The organism is Candidatus Seongchinamella marina, assembly GCF_026262685.1.
GTDB classification, from domain to species: Bacteria; Pseudomonadota; Gammaproteobacteria; order Pseudomonadales; family Halieaceae; genus Halioglobus; species Halioglobus marinus.
Genome location: NZ_SHNP01000008.1, coordinates 82874 through 98673, shown reverse-complemented (window position 1 = coordinate 98673; position 15800 = coordinate 82874). Strand labels below are relative to the sequence as shown.

Here is a 15800-nt window from a genome sequence, read left to right as displayed (position 1 = left end):
TAGAATTCAGTGGGTAGCCCAGGTCAATTTGGGATGGGAGTCGATATCTTCCCCCAGCGAGCAATGTTTGTAGGATGTCCAACTGGCATGCTAGCATATGTACGCTTCAAGGCGAACTTTAATCACGAGAGAACACCCAAACAGTAGAGGCTTGGTAATGGACGCGAACCTGATAAAAAAGACCATGGGATTCAATCACTTAATTGACATAAACGAGGGCTGGGTAGACCGCCAGATTTTTTGTGAACAAGAAATCTATGAGCAAGAGTTGTATCGGATCTTTGCCCGCTCATGGCTGTTTGTCGCGCACGAAAGCCAGATCCCCAATGCCGGTGATTTCGTCACCACATCTATGGGAGAAGATGGAGTTATCGTCAGCCGGCAAAAAGACGGGGCTGTAAAAGTTTTTCTCAACTCCTGCCCCCACCGTGGCAACAAGGTATGCTTCGCCGATGCCGGTAATGCCCGCAGGTTTACCTGCAATTATCACGGTTGGGCCTTCGATTCAGCCGGCTCACTAATGGGCATGCATGAGGAGTATTGTTACGACCCAGGCGATATCGATAAATCGACACACGGATTGAAGCAGGTGGCCCATGTGGACAATTACAAAGGCCTGATATTTGCCAATTTTGATCCCGGTGCCCACTCTTTGGAGCAATGGCTGGGTGACTTCCGCTGGTATCTGGACATCCTACTGGACAACGAAGACGGTGGTACCGAACTGATTGGTGGCTGCATCAAGTCCGAGATCAACGCCAACTGGAAGCTTGGTGTTGAAAATTTTATCGGGGATGCCTATCACGCTGGCTGGACCCATGACTCGGGGTCTCGCGCCATGAACAATGGCGAACCTTTCCCCCCTGTCGACATGGAGAATTCTTTCCACGCCAGCATCAACGGTCACGGCTGGGAGTTTGGCCTGGAGGGAATGGGCGACCTGGTACTGCTGGGGCGCCCCAAGGTGATTGAATACTACAACAGGATCCGGCCGGACATGGCTAAACGGCTGGGTGAGATGCGTTCCAAAATTTTTGGCTCTGTGGCCTCCGCGTCAATCTTTCCCAACATCTCTTTTTTGCCCGGTATTTCCACTTTCCGTCAATGGCAGCCCAAAGGCCCCTGGAAGTTTGAACTGAAAACCTGGGTGATCGTCAACAAAGCAATGCCCGATGACATCAAAGATGAGGTCACCCGGGGCGTCATGCAAACGTTCGGGCCCGGCGGGGCTTTCGAGATGGATGATGGGGAAAACTGGGAGAACTGCACGACAGTTAATCGGGGAGTCGTGACCCGCCAGGAGAAACTCCACTACCGCTGCGGTATTAATCGCAAAGTCGATGATCACCCGATACTGCCTGGCCTGGTTTATCGCGGCCAGTATAACGATGCCAACCAGCGTAACTTCTATCAACATTGGGTCGATATGATGGAAGCACCGACCGCGAACGATATCCCCTACCGGTGGGAGCCAAAGTTTAGCGGCTTGGAAACCCGGGATATCGCTGGCCTCAGTGACCTAAAAAATGGGGGGAAGTAGAATGACGACTGGATCTGCAAAACTTGAAGCTCCCACCTTGGACCTGATCATCTCGCTGCAACAGGTTCTCTATAAAGAAGCCAGGTTAATGGACCAGGAGAGGTACAGCGAGTGGGTGGAGATGCTGGCTGAAGATTTACACTATTTCATGCCCGGCATCGAAACACGCTATCGACGGGACAAAACGGACCAGATTGGAGACCAGACACGAATGGCCTACTATAACGACAATCTGGACGACTTAAAAAAGCGCTTGCGACGCCTCGAAACAGGTACGGCCTGGTCGGAAGACCCAGCCACACGCTACACCCACCTAATCACCAATGTCGAAGTTGAACTAAGCGACCAGGACGATCACTTCCGCGTATACTCGAATTTCCTCGCGTATCGCAATCGTAATGAACGGGACCAGGATACGCTGTTAGGTAACCGGGAAGATCTTTGGCGGCGCAAGGGCAGCAGCTTCGAACTGGTAAAGCGCCTGATCGTTCTTAAACAAAACATCTTGCTCAGCAAAAACCTAAATGTATACCTCTGAACCCAGCAGATAAAGGTCATGGAAATGGTTAACGAAGATGTTTTAAGAAAAACCAAGCAGTGGCGTGGCTACGTGCAAGCCAAATTGGGTTTTCGAAATCATTGGTACCCCATTTTTTTCTCCAGCGAAGTAAATGAAGGCAAGCCGGTTAGCACGAAGTTATTAGGCGAAAACATTCTCATTAACCGGATCGATGGCGACGTATTTGTTATCAAAGACCGGTGTTTACACCGGGGGGTTCCACTATCCCAAAAGCTCGAGTGTTACACCAAGGACACCATCACTTGCTGGTATCATGCGTGGACGTATCAATGGAAGGATGGCCTGCTTTGCGACATCCTGACTGACCCGGGCAGCCGCAGAGTCGGCAAACTCAAACTCAAAACCTACACTGCCCAGGAGGCCAAGGGGCTGATTTTTGTTTTTATGGGGGATATTGATCCTCCTCCTTTATCACATGATGTACCACCGAACTTTTTAGATGACAATATGGCGATTCATGGCATCAAAACAAAGGTGAACTCTAATTGGCGTATGGGTGCTGAAAATGGTTTTGACTCTACCCACGTTTTTATTCATAAAGACAGCCAGATGATGCCGGAAAATGAAACGGTGGTACCCCTCGGTTTTTCTCCAAATCGTGGCGAAGAAAATAAAATGGTCACCCTGGTTAAAGGTGATGAGGGACCAACGGGTGTGTTTGACAATCTTGGCGCCCATTCAAGACCGATTTTTGAAGGTACAATTCAGGGCGAACCGGTTGTCCATAGTGTGATGGGCGGCGACAAGCGCATTGCACTGCAAATTTCTATTTGGCTGCCCGGTGCCCTAAAGGTAGATCCTTTCCCCGATCCTTCACTTATTCAGTTTGAATGGTATGTTCCACGGGATGAGACCTCGCATTGGTATTTTCGAACACTGGGACGGCGTGTCGAAAATCCTGTTGAAGAAGCGGCCTATGAAAAAGAATTCCATGAACATTGGAAGCCGCTAAGTTTACACGGCTTTAATGATGACGATATTTGGGCGCGTGAAGCAATGCAAACCTTTTACGAAGATGATTGGGGTTGGGTCAATGAACAGCTATTTGAAGCGGACCGTAATATCATCGCGTGGAGAAAATTGGCCAGCGAGATGAATCGCGGCATTCAATCCCCAAGCGACTTGTAGTCGCGTCCCCATTCATGCCAGGATCCATAGCAACTGAATTTACTTGGCCTTGATACGCCCGTATCCAAATTATTAGACTTTTCCGGTGCGCAAGAAACTGCGTAATACCTTATTAAACTCTTCGGGTGATTCGTACTGAGGCCAATGAGCAGCGTCATTTTTCATTATGTAGAGCATCGAGCCTGGTATTTTTGCCGCGCTGTTTTCGGCACAAGGAACATCATGGCATGGGTTGTCATGGGTCCATAGGAAAAGGGTTTCCTTCTTTATTCTTTCCATTGGAATCAGGTAGTCGTCGTGCATACCAATCATGGCCAGCACTTTGGAAGCCACTTCTTTTGAGCCGGGTTGCCGGTAACATGTAAGCCGAGTGTTCACCAGCTCATCGGTTATCATGCTATCGTGGTTATTCGGGTGAAATAACCATTTCATACGATTTTTAACGCTTTCAAACGTGGGTGGGCCCATTGTTGTGGCTTTGGATGTCAGGTCGATCAAGTCTTGTAACTCTTCTCGGCCTTTGTCGGTAATAATCGGTAAGCCGGCTGCGGTATTTAAATTTAGTTTTAAAACGCGATCGGGGTATTCAATGGTGAAAAGCCCTGACACCCAGCCACCCATGGATTCGCCTGATAAATGCGCCTGCTTAACACCCAGTGCATCCATTAATTCGCGTAAATGATCAACTAAAACCATCGGTGTGTAATCAAGCAAGGGTTTGTCGGACATGCCCTGCCCTACATAGTCGTACGCTACTACGTGAAACTCATCCGATAAGGCAACCACATTTTTTGCGTAGGCTTCGCAGTGCCCACCTACCCCGTGCAAGAGAATCAGTGTCTCCTTGTTGCATGTGCCGGCCTCCGCAATACGGGTTTTTCCGTAAGACGCCGTTTTCACATAGCGAATTTCTGCGCCCATAAAATCCAGCCACAATGACATGATTAGCTCCTATTCTAGAATTAACAAATCTCTGATTAATTCACTATTTAGTTTTCAAGTACGAAATCGCGCGACCAGATGGTCAGCTGCCGTTTTTAACAGCATGGTATCCGCACCAATCAGAAAAAAACTCGCGCCAATCTCCCTGTATCGTTTCGCCTGCAATGGCTCTCCACAGAAAACACCCACTGGCTTCCCGAGCGTGTGCACTTTTTCTATGGCCTGTTCGACAGCAAGACAGACATCAGGGTGGCCGGGTTGCCCCAGATATCCCATCGATGCGGCAAGATCGGCCGGGCCTATAAATACAGCATCAACACCCTCAGTAAGAGCAATTCCCTCGAGTTCCTCGATACCTTCAGGGCTTTCAATTTGCAACACCAGGCATATCTCCTCTTCCGCTTTGTGAAGATAATCGGTGATCGCTCCCCAGCGGGTCGCCCTGGTCAATCCGCCACCCAGTCCACGAACACCTTTAGGAGCATATTGGATGGCTTTGACTAATTGTGTGGCTTGTCCGGATGATTCTACCATTGGTATCAATAGGGTTTGAGCCCCTATATCGAGAGTCTGTTTGATATTGGCTACGTTGTGATCCTTTAGCCTGACAACTGGTTTTACAGGGTATGCCGCCAATGACTGCAATTGCCGTGTAATACTATTAATATCATTTGGGCCGTGCTCGCCATCAATCACCAACCAGTCAAAATCAGTGTTTGCCATCAATTCTGCTGTGGTCGCGTCGGCCAGCGCCATAAACGCACCAAGTTGCAATTGCCCGGCATTTAGCGCCCGTTTGAACGAGTTTTCGATTATCGGTACATGCATCTTTTATCCAGAGATGTCAGCCAGTTTATACAAAACGGAAGCCTAGACTACCCAGGGAGCCAAAATCCGCATGAAAGGTGTCGCCCCGCTCGGCAACCACTATCCGCGTAAAAGAACCGCCCAAAATGACCTGCCCTGCCTCCAGAGCAATGCCGTGGGCCGCCAGCCTCTTAACCAACCACACCACCCCATTACCCGGATGATTGAGGACGCCCGCTGCCACGCCTGTCTCTTCGATAAGCCCGTTACGTGACAGGATCCCGCCAACCCAGCGTAAATCTACCTCTCCAGGTTTAACCGGGAGTCCGCCCGTAATAAGGCCAGCAGAGGCGGCATTATCGGCGATGGTATCGAAGACCTTGCGACGGTTACCCGTCTGGGGATCAATGCGGATCACACGGGAGTCGACAATTTCAACCGCCGGGCAGACGTAGTCTGTTGCGCTCAATACATCACACAAGCTAATGTGCTCACCCTCCAAACGCTTTCCGAGCACGAAGGCTATTTCGAGCTCGACCATAGGCGCAATAAACCGATCAAAGGGGATTTCAGAATTGTCTGAAAACACCATATCTTCAAACAAGATACCGTAATCGGGCTCTGTTATCTGCGCTGACTGCTGCATGGCCCGGGAGGTGAGACCTATTTTACGACCCACAATTTTGTGACCCTGCTGCATCCTCAACCGCGTCCATCGCGACTGAATGGCATAACCATCTTCAATAGTCATATCAGGGTAACGCGTCGAAAACTGACCTATAGTGACACCACTTGTTAGCGCTGAATCAAGCGCTCGTGCTGCATCCTCGATGACCCGTTGGTCTAGCATGCCACCTGGGGCAAAAAGTGATTCATGATGATAGGAAGCATCGCGTCCCAGCGCTGGGTTTGCGCCCAGTGGCCACAGCGATCCAAGACATGTAACTCGGCGTTTTTCAAGTGCTCGAGAAAATAAAGGCTGGTTTCTAATGGAACGACTTTATCTTGTCTGCCATGCACAATAACCCATTCGTGCTCCATACGATTCAGGACGGGCGGAGGGATGATTATGCTATCCATGCCCTCATTCATCGCCTTGAACATCAACTCCTGAATAGGCCGCAACTCGGGATCCATGGCTTTGGCAAAGCGCTCCTGAATTATCTCATCTATGTTGTCAAATACACTCGGGTCGTATACAAAGCTCTCAATGAGCTCCCGGTAGCGACTGATACGGGGGTCGTCATAAAAACTCATCATCCGCGCGAGCGTGGGCGACTTCGTAAATGGCGCTCCGATAGCGCCCATCAACATGCACTTATCGAAAAGTTCGGGCATTTCAATGACACATTGCATGGCCAGCGCACCACCCATTGAATTGCCAATAATATGGGTTTTTTCAATACCCAACTCAGCCAGTAGACCCTTGACCTGCTCAACTCTGTAGCCCATCCACTTGCTGATTTTTTCAGGTATTGGATTGGGCATTTCAGACTTCCCAAAACCAATGGCATCGGGCGCAATGACGTAGAAATGTCGGGCTAAATCGGGGGCGCACAGCAGCCAATTTGATGCGGCGCTCGCCCCGGGCCCGGCACCATGTAGCAACAACAAGGGCGGGTTCTTAGGGTCGCCTGCCAACAGGCAATTGCTGGCCAGCTCTCCCGATGGAATCATTTTTTCATGCGCGTCGAAAACCATTACTTTAGCTCCTGTTAGCTATTGTCCACGAGGTTCATTTTTTGGATCAAACCCTGGATGTCGGTGTTTACCGCGTTATCCAGCAACACACCAACCCGGTTGATGCTGGCCACTACCGAACCATTCATGCTGTGCACATAGTAGGCATCGAGTGGGTAAACCACCGACTTGTCCTGAGGTGCCCGGTGGTAACTGAGTTGGCTGATACCAAAAACAGCCAAGCCCGCCGCTTCGGCGTGGGCCATCAGACGACTGGCTCTGTCTTTTGTCATGTCGCCAATAAACTCAAGCAGGAGCGGAGGAGAGACAGCGCCCTTGCCAGGCACAGCTTCTCGCCAGCGAACAGCACTTGTTACGCCATCTATCTCCAACAAACTTCCAAATGTAACGGGGGTTGCCATAATAATTACCTCATACTTAATGGAGCTTCGTGTCTTCTTCTATTCAAGGAACCCCTTACCTGCCACCAGGCTGGCAGCGGTTTTTATGGCAGTCAACACCATCGTGTGGTCGGCGCGACCGGTACCAACCAGATCATAGGCTGTGCCGTGTGCTACTGTAGTGTGCACATAAGGAAGACCTAAAACCAATGCACAATTACCGGCAAAGCCCCAGGTTTTAATCGCGATATGACCCTGGTCATGAGTCATCGCCAGCACCACATCGTAGCGCCCTTCGATACACTGCCTAAACACGGAATCAGGTGGCTCGGGGCCTGTCGCATCGATACCTATGGACTGTGCACGAGCCACCCCGGGCGCAATTTCCTGGTCTTCTTCAACACCGCTGGCATGAGGGTTCAGTCCAGCCACCACGATGCGGGGTTTTTCTATTCCCCAGGATTTTAATGCTGTATCCAGCATCTTAAGAGCACTTGTCACCAACTCACTTGTGATTACGTCACACACCTGACGCAAAGGCATATGATCTGTGAGATGCATCACCCGCAGCGGCCCGCTGATAAGAAAAAGGTAACTTTGCCCCGGTTCCACATTGACCACCTTGTCGAGAACGCCAGCCATCTTCATGGAGACAGAACTGATCGGTGCCATCACCGTGGCGACGCACTCTCCCGTTCTGGCCATCCGGTCGGCTTCATCCAACCACTGTGCGCTGATAGCGCCACAGCTAAGGTTATCCTGAGCTGGGGTGTAGCTGCCAGAGTCAAACTCGGTTGGCTCAAGAATGTCCAATACTCCTTCGTCATCACTTTGCTCTGTTAAGGAGTTAACGATATTTATGGCCAGGGACAAGCCGCAATCGCGCATCGCCTGGTGCATGACTGCTCCGCTGCCGATCAGAATGGGGCGACACACTTGATGCAATTCACCGCTGGCCCAAGAACGAGCCACAACTTCGGGGCCCACACCGGCGGGATCACCGATCATTATTGCAATGTTGGGCTTAGACAACTCCGACACGCCGGGGTTTGCCATTCACATGCTCCTCCATCAGTGACTCAACCAATGACACATCGCACTGTTTGATTGCGCGGATGATTGCTCTGCGTTCCTTATGGGCTGTTTGAACTTTTCCTTTAGTAAAATTGATACTGGCTCCCTGCCAAAGGTAAAAGTCCGCGAGCCGCCACAGGCTCTCCAGCCATAGCGAAATACTCGGGGAGCGCGCCATATCGTGGATTTTGTAGTGATAATGATTGACCGAATCGGCATAGGCATCCCGATGTTCCAACGTATCAAAGGCTGTGCCCGAAATGACGGACTCCACCTGCTGTAGCTGCTCAATCTCGTTATCAATCCATCGAGTAGCGGCCTTACCAGCAATTCCGCTTTCTGCCTTCCCCAGGGTATAGAAAAAGTCTGCAATCTCTTGCTTACTAGGAGACACCACTTTGCACCCAACCTGAGGAACTATGTTGACATAGCCCATGCTCCGCAAGTAACTGACTGCCGTACTAACCGGCTGTCGGCTCGCCTCAAATTCCTCGGCCAAAGAATTGATGGAAAGCAGCTCTCCAAATTGGTATTTACCACTGACAAACCTGTTTTCCAGCTCGGTCAGTATCAAACCCGCTTTACCCGACAGTGCACCTTTGGAATCTTTCCGTTGTGTCGTTACCGTACTCATTATATTTCCCTATGTGGTGGCTCATTTGAGAATTATTCCATAAGACCGAAAAGAGCATTCTTGTTGCCAAGCACCAAACTGTAATGCTAGCATTACAATATTCAGCGCGCTATGATTTTCTATAAAATCCGAGCTATATAGCTTACCCATATCTGTGCAGGTGCACAGATATCAGCGTAATCCGGTAACCGGGCTGGAGCAATTAAAGAAGGCTGGAAAGATGATTGATCTCGATGAATTAGTCAATAACGATGGGAGTGAACAGTCTCGGGAAATATTCTGGAATCAGGATCTTTATCAATTGGAAATCGAGCGGGTTTTTGGCCGATGCTGGCTTTTCCTGACTCATGAGAGCCTCGTACCCAACTATGGCGATTTTGTCACTTCCCGCATGGCCGAAGATGAAATCATTGTATGCCGCCAGAAAGACGACTCCATTCGCGCCTTCATCAATTCCTGTACTCACCGGGGCAATCAAGTCTGCCACGCTGAGAGCGGCAACGCACGTGCCTTCATTTGCAATTACCACGGCTGGGCATTTGGTACCGACGGCGCCCTTGTTGACATACCTTTAGAGCAGCGTTGCCACGCTCAGGTGAATAAGGAAGATTGCGGCCTCCCGCAGGTTCGGGTTGAGTCCTACCGTGGTTTCCTCTATGGCTGCTTCGATGCAGATGCGCCTTCCCTGGAAGAGTACCTGGGGGAATTTGGTTGGCTATTGGATACCTGGATGATTGGCGCCGGGAATGGTGCTGAGCTACTGGGGCCACCCAGTAAGTCTATCCTCGATTGTAACTGGAAGGTGCCCGCGGAAAACTTTGTGGGTGACGCCTATCATGTTGGCTGGACACACGCTGCAGCCCTGGAAGTCATGGGTGGAGAACTGGCCGGGTTGGCCGGGAATCGCGCGGACATGCCCTTCGATGACATGGGTAAACAATTTACCACCCGGCATGGCCACGGTTTCGGAGTGATCAACAACGCCGCGACTTCAATACAAGTCGACCGCGCTGACTACGATAAATTTATTGCGGAGCAACTGCCGAAAGTGGCTGAAAATCTGGGAGAAGCCCGGGCGAATTTGTTTAACGGACACTGGAACAGTACGCTATTTCCAAACAACTCATTTCTATACGGGACCAATACTTTCAAAGTCTGGCACCCGCGGGGCCCACATCAGATCGAAGTGTGGACCTGGACACTGGTACACAAGGATATGGATCTGGACTTGAGAAAAAAGATACAGAAAGGGGCTGCATTCAGTTTCGGCACCGCCGGTACGCTGGAGGCAGACGACGGCGAGAACATGATGACGTGTACCTACTCAAATCGCGGCTCTGTAACACGGCGCGGTACCATCCGATCTACAATGGGGCTGAATCATGAGGGGCCCCATCCGGATTACCCGGGTATTGTAGGTGCCAGTTTCATCGGTGAAACCAGCTATCGTGGTTTTTATCGCTTTTACAAAGAGATGCTAAAGGCCGAGAACTGGTATGCAATACGGGACAAGGATGACAGCTGGGACAGCACTTTTGAAAACCGCGATTTTTGGAAAAACCACCCCACCGCGTCTTGATTCCAGGGATAATTATGCCGACTGACACACAGCCAAAAGAAGCCCCCGCGGAAACCGCGCGACGTGTAACAGCGGAGCTTCAACACCAGATTGAACAACATTATTATACTGAGGCCCGCATGCTTCAAGACGGGCTTTATAGAGAGTGGCTTGAACACTTAGTGGCTCCGGACATTCACTATTGGCTGCCCGTCTATGAGCAGCGATTTCGGAGAGACAAACGCCCGGCACCGACCCCCGATGACGCCGCCATTTACAACGATGATTATGCCATGCTGAAAATGCGTGTGGAACGACTCTACACTGGACAGGTCTGGATGGAGGACCCTCCGTCCCGCATACGGCATAATATTTCGAATGTAGAGGCCTACCACACCGAAATACCCGGAGAGCTGCGGGTATACAGCAACTTCACGATACAGCGCCATCGTCGGCAAACGGAGCACTACACCCACACTGGCGGCCGAGAGGATTTGCTGCGCCAGGACGGAACGACATTTAAACTAGCGCGCCGTAAGATAGACTTGGACGCTCGCGTCGTTCAGGACAAAAACCTTTACTTTTTTGCCTAGCCGTAGCCACGGAGAATAATCATGAGTGTAAATACTGTTGAACGCATATTGTGGGAGTTTGGTGAGAACCCGGAACGAATTGGGCAATTTCAGGCAAACCCCGTTGAATATCTCTCCCACTATCAACTTGATGATGAAGAGAGTAAGGCCCTGACGGAAGTTGACCTCAAAACACTGGCCGAACTGGGTGTAAGCACCCTACTGACCATGATGGTCTGGCCTATGATCAATGGACCAGAAGGAATGCCCTTCGCTTACCTGGATCATATGAGCGATGAAAAAGTCTCGGCGCCGCCGGCTTCCTGAACCGCAAACCAATCACACTTACATGAGGATATGAGCATGGCTGAACTAGTTGCTGGATTTTGTCTCCCCCACGACCCCTTGATGGCGTCGACGCCACAAATCAATGAGCAGGCCAAAGCAGATATTGTGTTTGAGGCACTCGAAGAAGTGAACCGCCGGATCAAGGCCATGAATGTCGATACCGTTATCGTCATCGGCGACGACCACTACTGCAACTTTGGCCCTCACTGCCTGCCTCAGTACCTTATTGCCATTGGCGATGCGGATGGCCCGAGGGAACCCTGGTTGGGCATTGACCGGTATCCAGTTCAAATAGACACGGAGTTGGCCACACACATTATGAACTTTGGATTCGACCGCGGCTTTGATTGGGCTGTAGCCAAAAATATTACGCTTGAGCACGGCACGATGATACCCGTCCACTTTGCGGTGAAACCGAACGAAAGTGGTATTAAATCCATTCCGATTTATACCGCATCGGGCGTCGAACCACTATTGCGCTCACGCCGCGCCTACGAACTGGGCCAGATGATTGGCCAGGCAGTGGCGGCTTACGAAGGTGCCGAGAGGGTCGCAATTTTTGGCACAGGAGGCATCAGCCACTGGGTTGGAACTGCGGAAATGGGCCAGGTCAATGAAGAGTTCGACCGCATGGTACTGGATAAGGTCGCGGCCGGTGACGTGGAGGCGCTGATCGCCATGTCCGATGAATACCTTATTGAAACCGCCGGCAATGGCTCACTGGAAATTCGCAACTGGATTATGGCAATGGGCGCTGTCGGTGCTAAGGGAGCAGAGCTTATTTGCTACGAGCCAATTCCTGAATGGATATGCGGCATGGGCGTTGCAGAACTTAAATTAGCAGGGTAAATACAGTATGCAATATCAAAGACGTTACCAATTCACCCCGCTACTGATCGCGATAGCAGCGGCCGGTATGTCACTGCCTGCAACATCGATGGCCACAGAGCCTAACCAGACACGCGTATCAAGCCAACGAGCGAGCGTTGAGCACACGACACAAACTCAAGCGTTGGCAGAACAGCAGGAAATTGAACGACAGATAAAACGCATTGAAGCAAAGCTTAAAACCGAACCTAAAGAGAAAGGCTGGGTGATCGTCGGTGACGCCTATATGCACCTCAAGCGATACAACGAGGCTGTTAGCGCCTATCAAAATGCCTATTTACTCAGCGAAGATTCCAAAGACGTTCGAGCCAAAATAAAACGTGCATTGAATCACGCGCAGGTGGAACAATAATAGCAATAGCGGGGCTGCGAGTTCATCGCTGACTTATTCTTGTGCAAGAAATTCTTCGACAAAACTCAGTCGGTCGTTGCCCCACCACATCTGATCGTCAATAATAATTGTTGGCACGCCAAACACCCCTTTTTCTACCGCCTCCGTGTTTGAGGCTATGTATTCGGGCAGCTCTTTCGCCATGCTGGCATAAGCGACAAACTCCGCCACTGACCAGCCCATTGTCTCTGCCAGGTCGGACAGGGTCCGCTCAGCACTCATATCCCCGCCCTGCCCCCAGCCCAGCGCAAAGGCTTCCCTTACATATTTTTCCGCAACACCCCTCTCCAGAGCATAAAAAGTGCCCGCATTCATTTTGTGGGAATCCAGCGACGCGGGAAACGCTACGGGCAAATCACGTTTCTCTGCCCAGCGGTTTATATCGATCATAAGATAGCGTAGCTTGACTGGGATCTCACGATTGGATGGGCCGGTGTTGCCCGCCGCGATTTTCGCCTCGGGCAGGTTGATGGGTTTGTAGATGAGATCCCTGTCATAACGTTTTGCCAATTGGCACACGCTATCGTGCGCTAGATAGGCAAAGGGACTCATAAAGTCAAAAAAATATTCCAGTTCGCCGCTCACTCTTCTGGCCTTTTCCCAACGCCAATACCACCGTCGCTGAGGATAGTGGTACCCGTCATGTAGCGCCCGTCTTCGCGCGAGGCCAGCAGTACGAAAATACCGGCATGGTCTTCAGGTTGCGCCGGAATACCCAGTGGAGTAATGCCAGCAATCAGCTCCTCGATACCCGGTGCATCCAACATATGTACAGTATCCATGCCGGTGGAGGCCGGTCCGGACAAATTGGTCAGTGTGCCACCAGGCGCCACACCATTGACACGAATTTCCGGGGCCAGTTCCCAGGCCAACGCCTTGATCAGACCCTGTACCGCGTGCTTGGTAGCCACATAGAGGAAGCCGCCTCCCCCGGTAAAATAGCTGGAACTGGACGCGGTGAAGATCATAGACCCGCGGCTTTTCTTAAGAGCTGGCAGGGCCGCTTTTGCACCGAGCACATAGCCTTTGACGTTGATATCGAACAATTCTGCGTAGCTGTTCTCAATTGTAGTGGCGTCTTGCTCCTGCAAACTACCCATATAGTCCCAAATGCCGGCGTTAGCGACAAAGCAGTCCAACTTGCCGTATGTACTCACTACCGAATCAACGGCGCGCTGATTATCCTCAAATTTGCGCACATCACCAACACTGACGACAACCTTGTCGCCAAAGGTGGTGGTGAGGTCATCTGCATGGGTCTGCTCCTTGACCATAACACCCACTGTTGCGCCTTCGTTAATAAAACGCTCTACCACTGCCCTACCGATACCGGTGCCTCCCCCGGTAACCAACGCAACCTGATTCTCTAAACGCATAACCCTCTCCCTTACTAGTCTGACCTAGCGCTGATTCAGAATCGAATCTGCACTAAACCGAATAAACATCCAGTACGCTATCGATGCTATCGTTTTGCAAAACAATGTATCGTCCGCTTATTTTCCATTCACCGCCAGAACGCCGCATGGTATGGGTTTGATGACCATAATAGATCTGAGACTTTTTCATGCGGTAGGAATGTGTGACCCAACTCGAGTGCACCAACACATCTTCGCCGCGCTGTTCCACCCGAAAATTACTGTTGGTATGGCATGTTCTAGGGAGCGGGCTTGACGCCAGTGACAAGCCGGTTTCTAAGCGGTATACCCTATCTTCCAAGCCTGCGCGCGAGCCATAGTAGATCAGTGAAAGCTCGCATTGGGGATCAGTTGTAAGAGTATGCTCATCGTCCCACGCTGGAATCCAGTACTCGGCATCCTCTGTGTACAAGTCCAGCCATCCAGCCCAGTTCTTCTCGTCCAAACAAGCGCTCTCTGTTAAAACCAGATCGACTACCGCGAGCCGTTGTTCAATTAACATCTATACACCCTCCTCTTGCTGTTGACCCTGTTCCATCAGGTGCAACCAGCGGCGATGTTGCGTGACAATGATACCCTCATCCTCCAGTTGTGAACCCGAACCCAAGGGAGAAAGACCCAGTTCTTCGGCGTACTGGTCTGGCCCAGGAATAAAATTAGCAGCACCCCGGGACATATCACTCCACCTCGCATTGCTCCCCTCGAAGCCGCGCTGGCTTTGGTTAAAGGCAGCCAGATCATCGGGTGTGGCCATGCCGCTGGCATTAAAGAAATCTTCGTATTGACGAACACGGGTGCTGCGGGATTCAGCGGGCTCGCCTTTGGGCGCGAAGCAATAGGTGGTCACCTCAGTCTTATTCACCGATACAGGGCGAAATACCCGAATTTGTGTGCTCATCTGATCCATAAGAAAAACGTTGGGGTAGAGCAACAAGTTGCGCAGGTATCCGTCCATCCACTTGGCCCGCAATTCTCCGTACTGCTCACAAAGCTGTTTGTGCTTCCAGTACAAGGGGCGTGCCTCGGGGTTGGGGAACTCACTCCACAAAAGTACATGACCGTTATCCAGGTCGTAGTAACCACCCAGAGCTTTACTGATTCCACCCACATCCGCTGCCTTGACCGGGTCATCACCGCGCAGCAATTCCCGCCGACGCTGGATAGTCTTGACATAGTTTGCGTGAATGGTGTCAACGTGATAACCGTCTACTCCATTTTCAGCCTGTAGCTTCCAGTTGCCATCAAAGGTGTAGGTTTGAATACCCGGCAGTACTTCAAGGCCCTCATCACTTTGGTCTGTTAGCATATCGATGAGTGGAGTGGAGGCCGCTAGATGATCTGTTAATTCTGGTGCATCCGCTGATAAACTGCCAAAAACGAATCCTCCATAGCTATCGACACGACCGATTTTTACCAAACTCATTTCGCCACCATCGAAGGTGTCGGAATAGCCGGCTTGCTCAGAATCACCAAAGTGCACGAGCTCACCACTGGACTTATAACACCAGCCGTGGAAAGGGCACATAAACAGTTTTTTGTTGCCCCGGCTGCAGTTTTCCACCAGCAATCCGCGATGCGCACAGGCATTGATATAGGCGTTAATATTTCCGCTCGAATCGCGATTGACGATTACTGGCTGGCGTCCAATATGCGTGGTGATGAAATCGTTCGGGTTCACGATCTGGCTCTCATGACATAAAAAGACCCAAGTTTTCTCGAAAATATATTTCATCTCAAGTTCGAATAGGTCCGGATCGGTAAATATGCTCCGGTCCACCCGATAGATACCTTCATCTGGGCGCTCATCAATATAGGAACTGAAGTCGATTGTCCTGGCCATTG

Annotated in this window: 19 protein-coding genes; 8 read left to right on the top strand and 11 right to left on the bottom strand. The window is 50.9% G+C overall.

Annotated features, from left to right (window positions below; genetic code table 11):
• The first annotated feature begins 157 nt into the window (after window positions 1–157).
• Genes EYC87_RS18090 through EYC87_RS18080 form a run of 3 tightly spaced genes read left to right on the top strand, consistent with a single transcriptional unit; the run spans window position 158 to window position 3248 of the window.
• A complete protein-coding gene (locus tag EYC87_RS18090; RefSeq protein WP_279254127.1) occupies window positions 158–1540 on the top strand; it encodes an aromatic ring-hydroxylating oxygenase subunit alpha in 1383 nt (460 codons plus the stop codon).
• Between the two features lies 1 nt (window position 1541).
• Window positions 1542–2078 carry a 3-phenylpropionate/cinnamic acid dioxygenase subunit beta gene (locus EYC87_RS18085; protein ID WP_279254126.1) on the top strand — a complete coding sequence of 179 codons (537 nt, stop codon included), beginning with the start codon at window positions 1542–1544 and terminating at the stop codon, window positions 2076–2078.
• An 18-nt stretch (window positions 2079–2096) separates the two neighbouring features.
• Window positions 2097–3248, top strand: a complete 1152-nt coding sequence (locus EYC87_RS18080; protein ID WP_279254125.1) for a Rieske 2Fe-2S domain-containing protein — start codon at window positions 2097–2099, stop codon at window positions 3246–3248.
• A 72-nt stretch (window positions 3249–3320) separates the two neighbouring features.
• Here EYC87_RS18080 and EYC87_RS18075 read toward each other — a convergent pair whose 3' ends face one another.
• Genes EYC87_RS18075 through EYC87_RS18045 form a run of 7 tightly spaced genes read right to left on the bottom strand, consistent with a single transcriptional unit; the run spans window position 3321 to window position 8786 of the window.
• Window positions 3321–4190, bottom strand: a complete 870-nt coding sequence (locus tag EYC87_RS18075) for an alpha/beta fold hydrolase (protein ID WP_279254124.1) — start codon at window positions 4188–4190, stop codon at window positions 3321–3323.
• 54 nt (window positions 4191–4244) lie between these two features.
• A complete protein-coding gene (locus EYC87_RS18070; RefSeq protein WP_279254123.1) occupies window positions 4245–5018 on the bottom strand; it encodes an aldolase/citrate lyase family protein in 774 nt (257 codons plus the stop codon).
• A gap of 25 nt (window positions 5019–5043) precedes the next feature.
• Complete coding sequence (gene hpaH, locus EYC87_RS18065; protein WP_279254122.1) at window positions 5044–5847, bottom strand: 2-oxo-hept-4-ene-1,7-dioate hydratase; 804 nt, start codon at window positions 5845–5847, stop codon at window positions 5044–5046.
• The gene (locus tag EYC87_RS18060; RefSeq protein WP_279254121.1) at window positions 5841–6698 is read right to left on the bottom strand and encodes an alpha/beta fold hydrolase; all 858 of its coding nucleotides are present in this window, start codon (window positions 6696–6698) and stop codon (window positions 5841–5843) included. The genes hpaH and EYC87_RS18060 overlap by 7 nt, the downstream gene beginning before the upstream one ends.
• A gap of 14 nt (window positions 6699–6712) precedes the next feature.
• Entirely contained in the window at window positions 6713–7099 is a 387-nt protein-coding gene (locus EYC87_RS18055) for a hypothetical protein (RefSeq protein ID WP_279254120.1), read from the bottom strand.
• A 39-nt stretch (window positions 7100–7138) separates the two neighbouring features.
• Window positions 7139–8134 (bottom strand): PdxA family dehydrogenase, encoded by a 996-nt coding sequence (locus tag EYC87_RS18050; RefSeq protein WP_279254119.1) that lies wholly within the window; start codon window positions 8132–8134, stop codon window positions 7139–7141.
• The gene (locus tag EYC87_RS18045) at window positions 8103–8786 is read right to left on the bottom strand and encodes a GntR family transcriptional regulator (protein ID WP_279254118.1); all 684 of its coding nucleotides are present in this window, start codon (window positions 8784–8786) and stop codon (window positions 8103–8105) included. The genes EYC87_RS18050 and EYC87_RS18045 overlap by 32 nt, the downstream gene beginning before the upstream one ends.
• Window positions 8787–9006: 220 nt before the next feature.
• On the opposite strand from EYC87_RS18045, the gene EYC87_RS18040 reads away from it, so the two are divergent.
• From EYC87_RS18040 to EYC87_RS18020, 5 genes are read left to right on the top strand one after another with little or no spacing between them, the layout of a single operon-like run.
• Window positions 9007–10365, top strand: a complete 1359-nt coding sequence (locus EYC87_RS18040) for an aromatic ring-hydroxylating oxygenase subunit alpha (RefSeq protein ID WP_279254117.1) — start codon at window positions 9007–9009, stop codon at window positions 10363–10365.
• Window positions 10366–10379: 14 nt separating this feature from the next.
• A complete protein-coding gene (locus tag EYC87_RS18035) occupies window positions 10380–10937 on the top strand; it encodes an aromatic-ring-hydroxylating dioxygenase subunit beta (RefSeq protein ID WP_279254116.1) in 558 nt (185 codons plus the stop codon).
• Window positions 10938–10958: 21 nt separating this feature from the next.
• A complete protein-coding gene (locus EYC87_RS18030) occupies window positions 10959–11243 on the top strand; it encodes a hypothetical protein (protein ID WP_279254115.1) in 285 nt (94 codons plus the stop codon).
• 36 nt (window positions 11244–11279) lie between these two features.
• A complete protein-coding gene (locus EYC87_RS18025) occupies window positions 11280–12113 on the top strand; it encodes a DODA-type extradiol aromatic ring-opening family dioxygenase (RefSeq protein ID WP_279254114.1) in 834 nt (277 codons plus the stop codon).
• A 7-nt stretch (window positions 12114–12120) separates the two neighbouring features.
• A complete protein-coding gene (locus EYC87_RS18020; RefSeq protein WP_279254113.1) occupies window positions 12121–12504 on the top strand; it encodes a tetratricopeptide repeat protein in 384 nt (127 codons plus the stop codon).
• A 33-nt stretch (window positions 12505–12537) separates the two neighbouring features.
• On the opposite strand, the gene EYC87_RS18015 is transcribed toward EYC87_RS18020, so the two are convergent.
• The 4 genes from EYC87_RS18015 to EYC87_RS18000 are packed head-to-tail and all read right to left on the bottom strand — an operon-like array spanning window position 12538 to window position 15798.
• Window positions 12538–13128 (bottom strand): 2-hydroxychromene-2-carboxylate isomerase, encoded by a 591-nt coding sequence (locus EYC87_RS18015; RefSeq protein WP_279254112.1) that lies wholly within the window; start codon window positions 13126–13128, stop codon window positions 12538–12540.
• On the bottom strand, window positions 13125–13919 hold the full coding sequence (hcaB, locus tag EYC87_RS18010) for a 3-(cis-5,6-dihydroxycyclohexa-1,3-dien-1-yl)propanoate dehydrogenase (RefSeq protein ID WP_279254111.1): 795 nt from the start codon (window positions 13917–13919) through the stop codon (window positions 13125–13127). The genes EYC87_RS18015 and hcaB overlap by 4 nt, the downstream gene beginning before the upstream one ends.
• Window positions 13920–13971: 52 nt before the next feature.
• Complete coding sequence (locus EYC87_RS18005) at window positions 13972–14460, bottom strand: aromatic-ring-hydroxylating dioxygenase subunit beta (protein WP_279254110.1); 489 nt, start codon at window positions 14458–14460, stop codon at window positions 13972–13974.
• Window positions 14461–15798 carry an SRPBCC family protein gene (locus tag EYC87_RS18000; protein WP_279254109.1) on the bottom strand — a complete coding sequence of 446 codons (1338 nt, stop codon included), beginning with the start codon at window positions 15796–15798 and terminating at the stop codon, window positions 14461–14463.
• Window positions 15799–15800 lie beyond the last annotated feature (2 nt).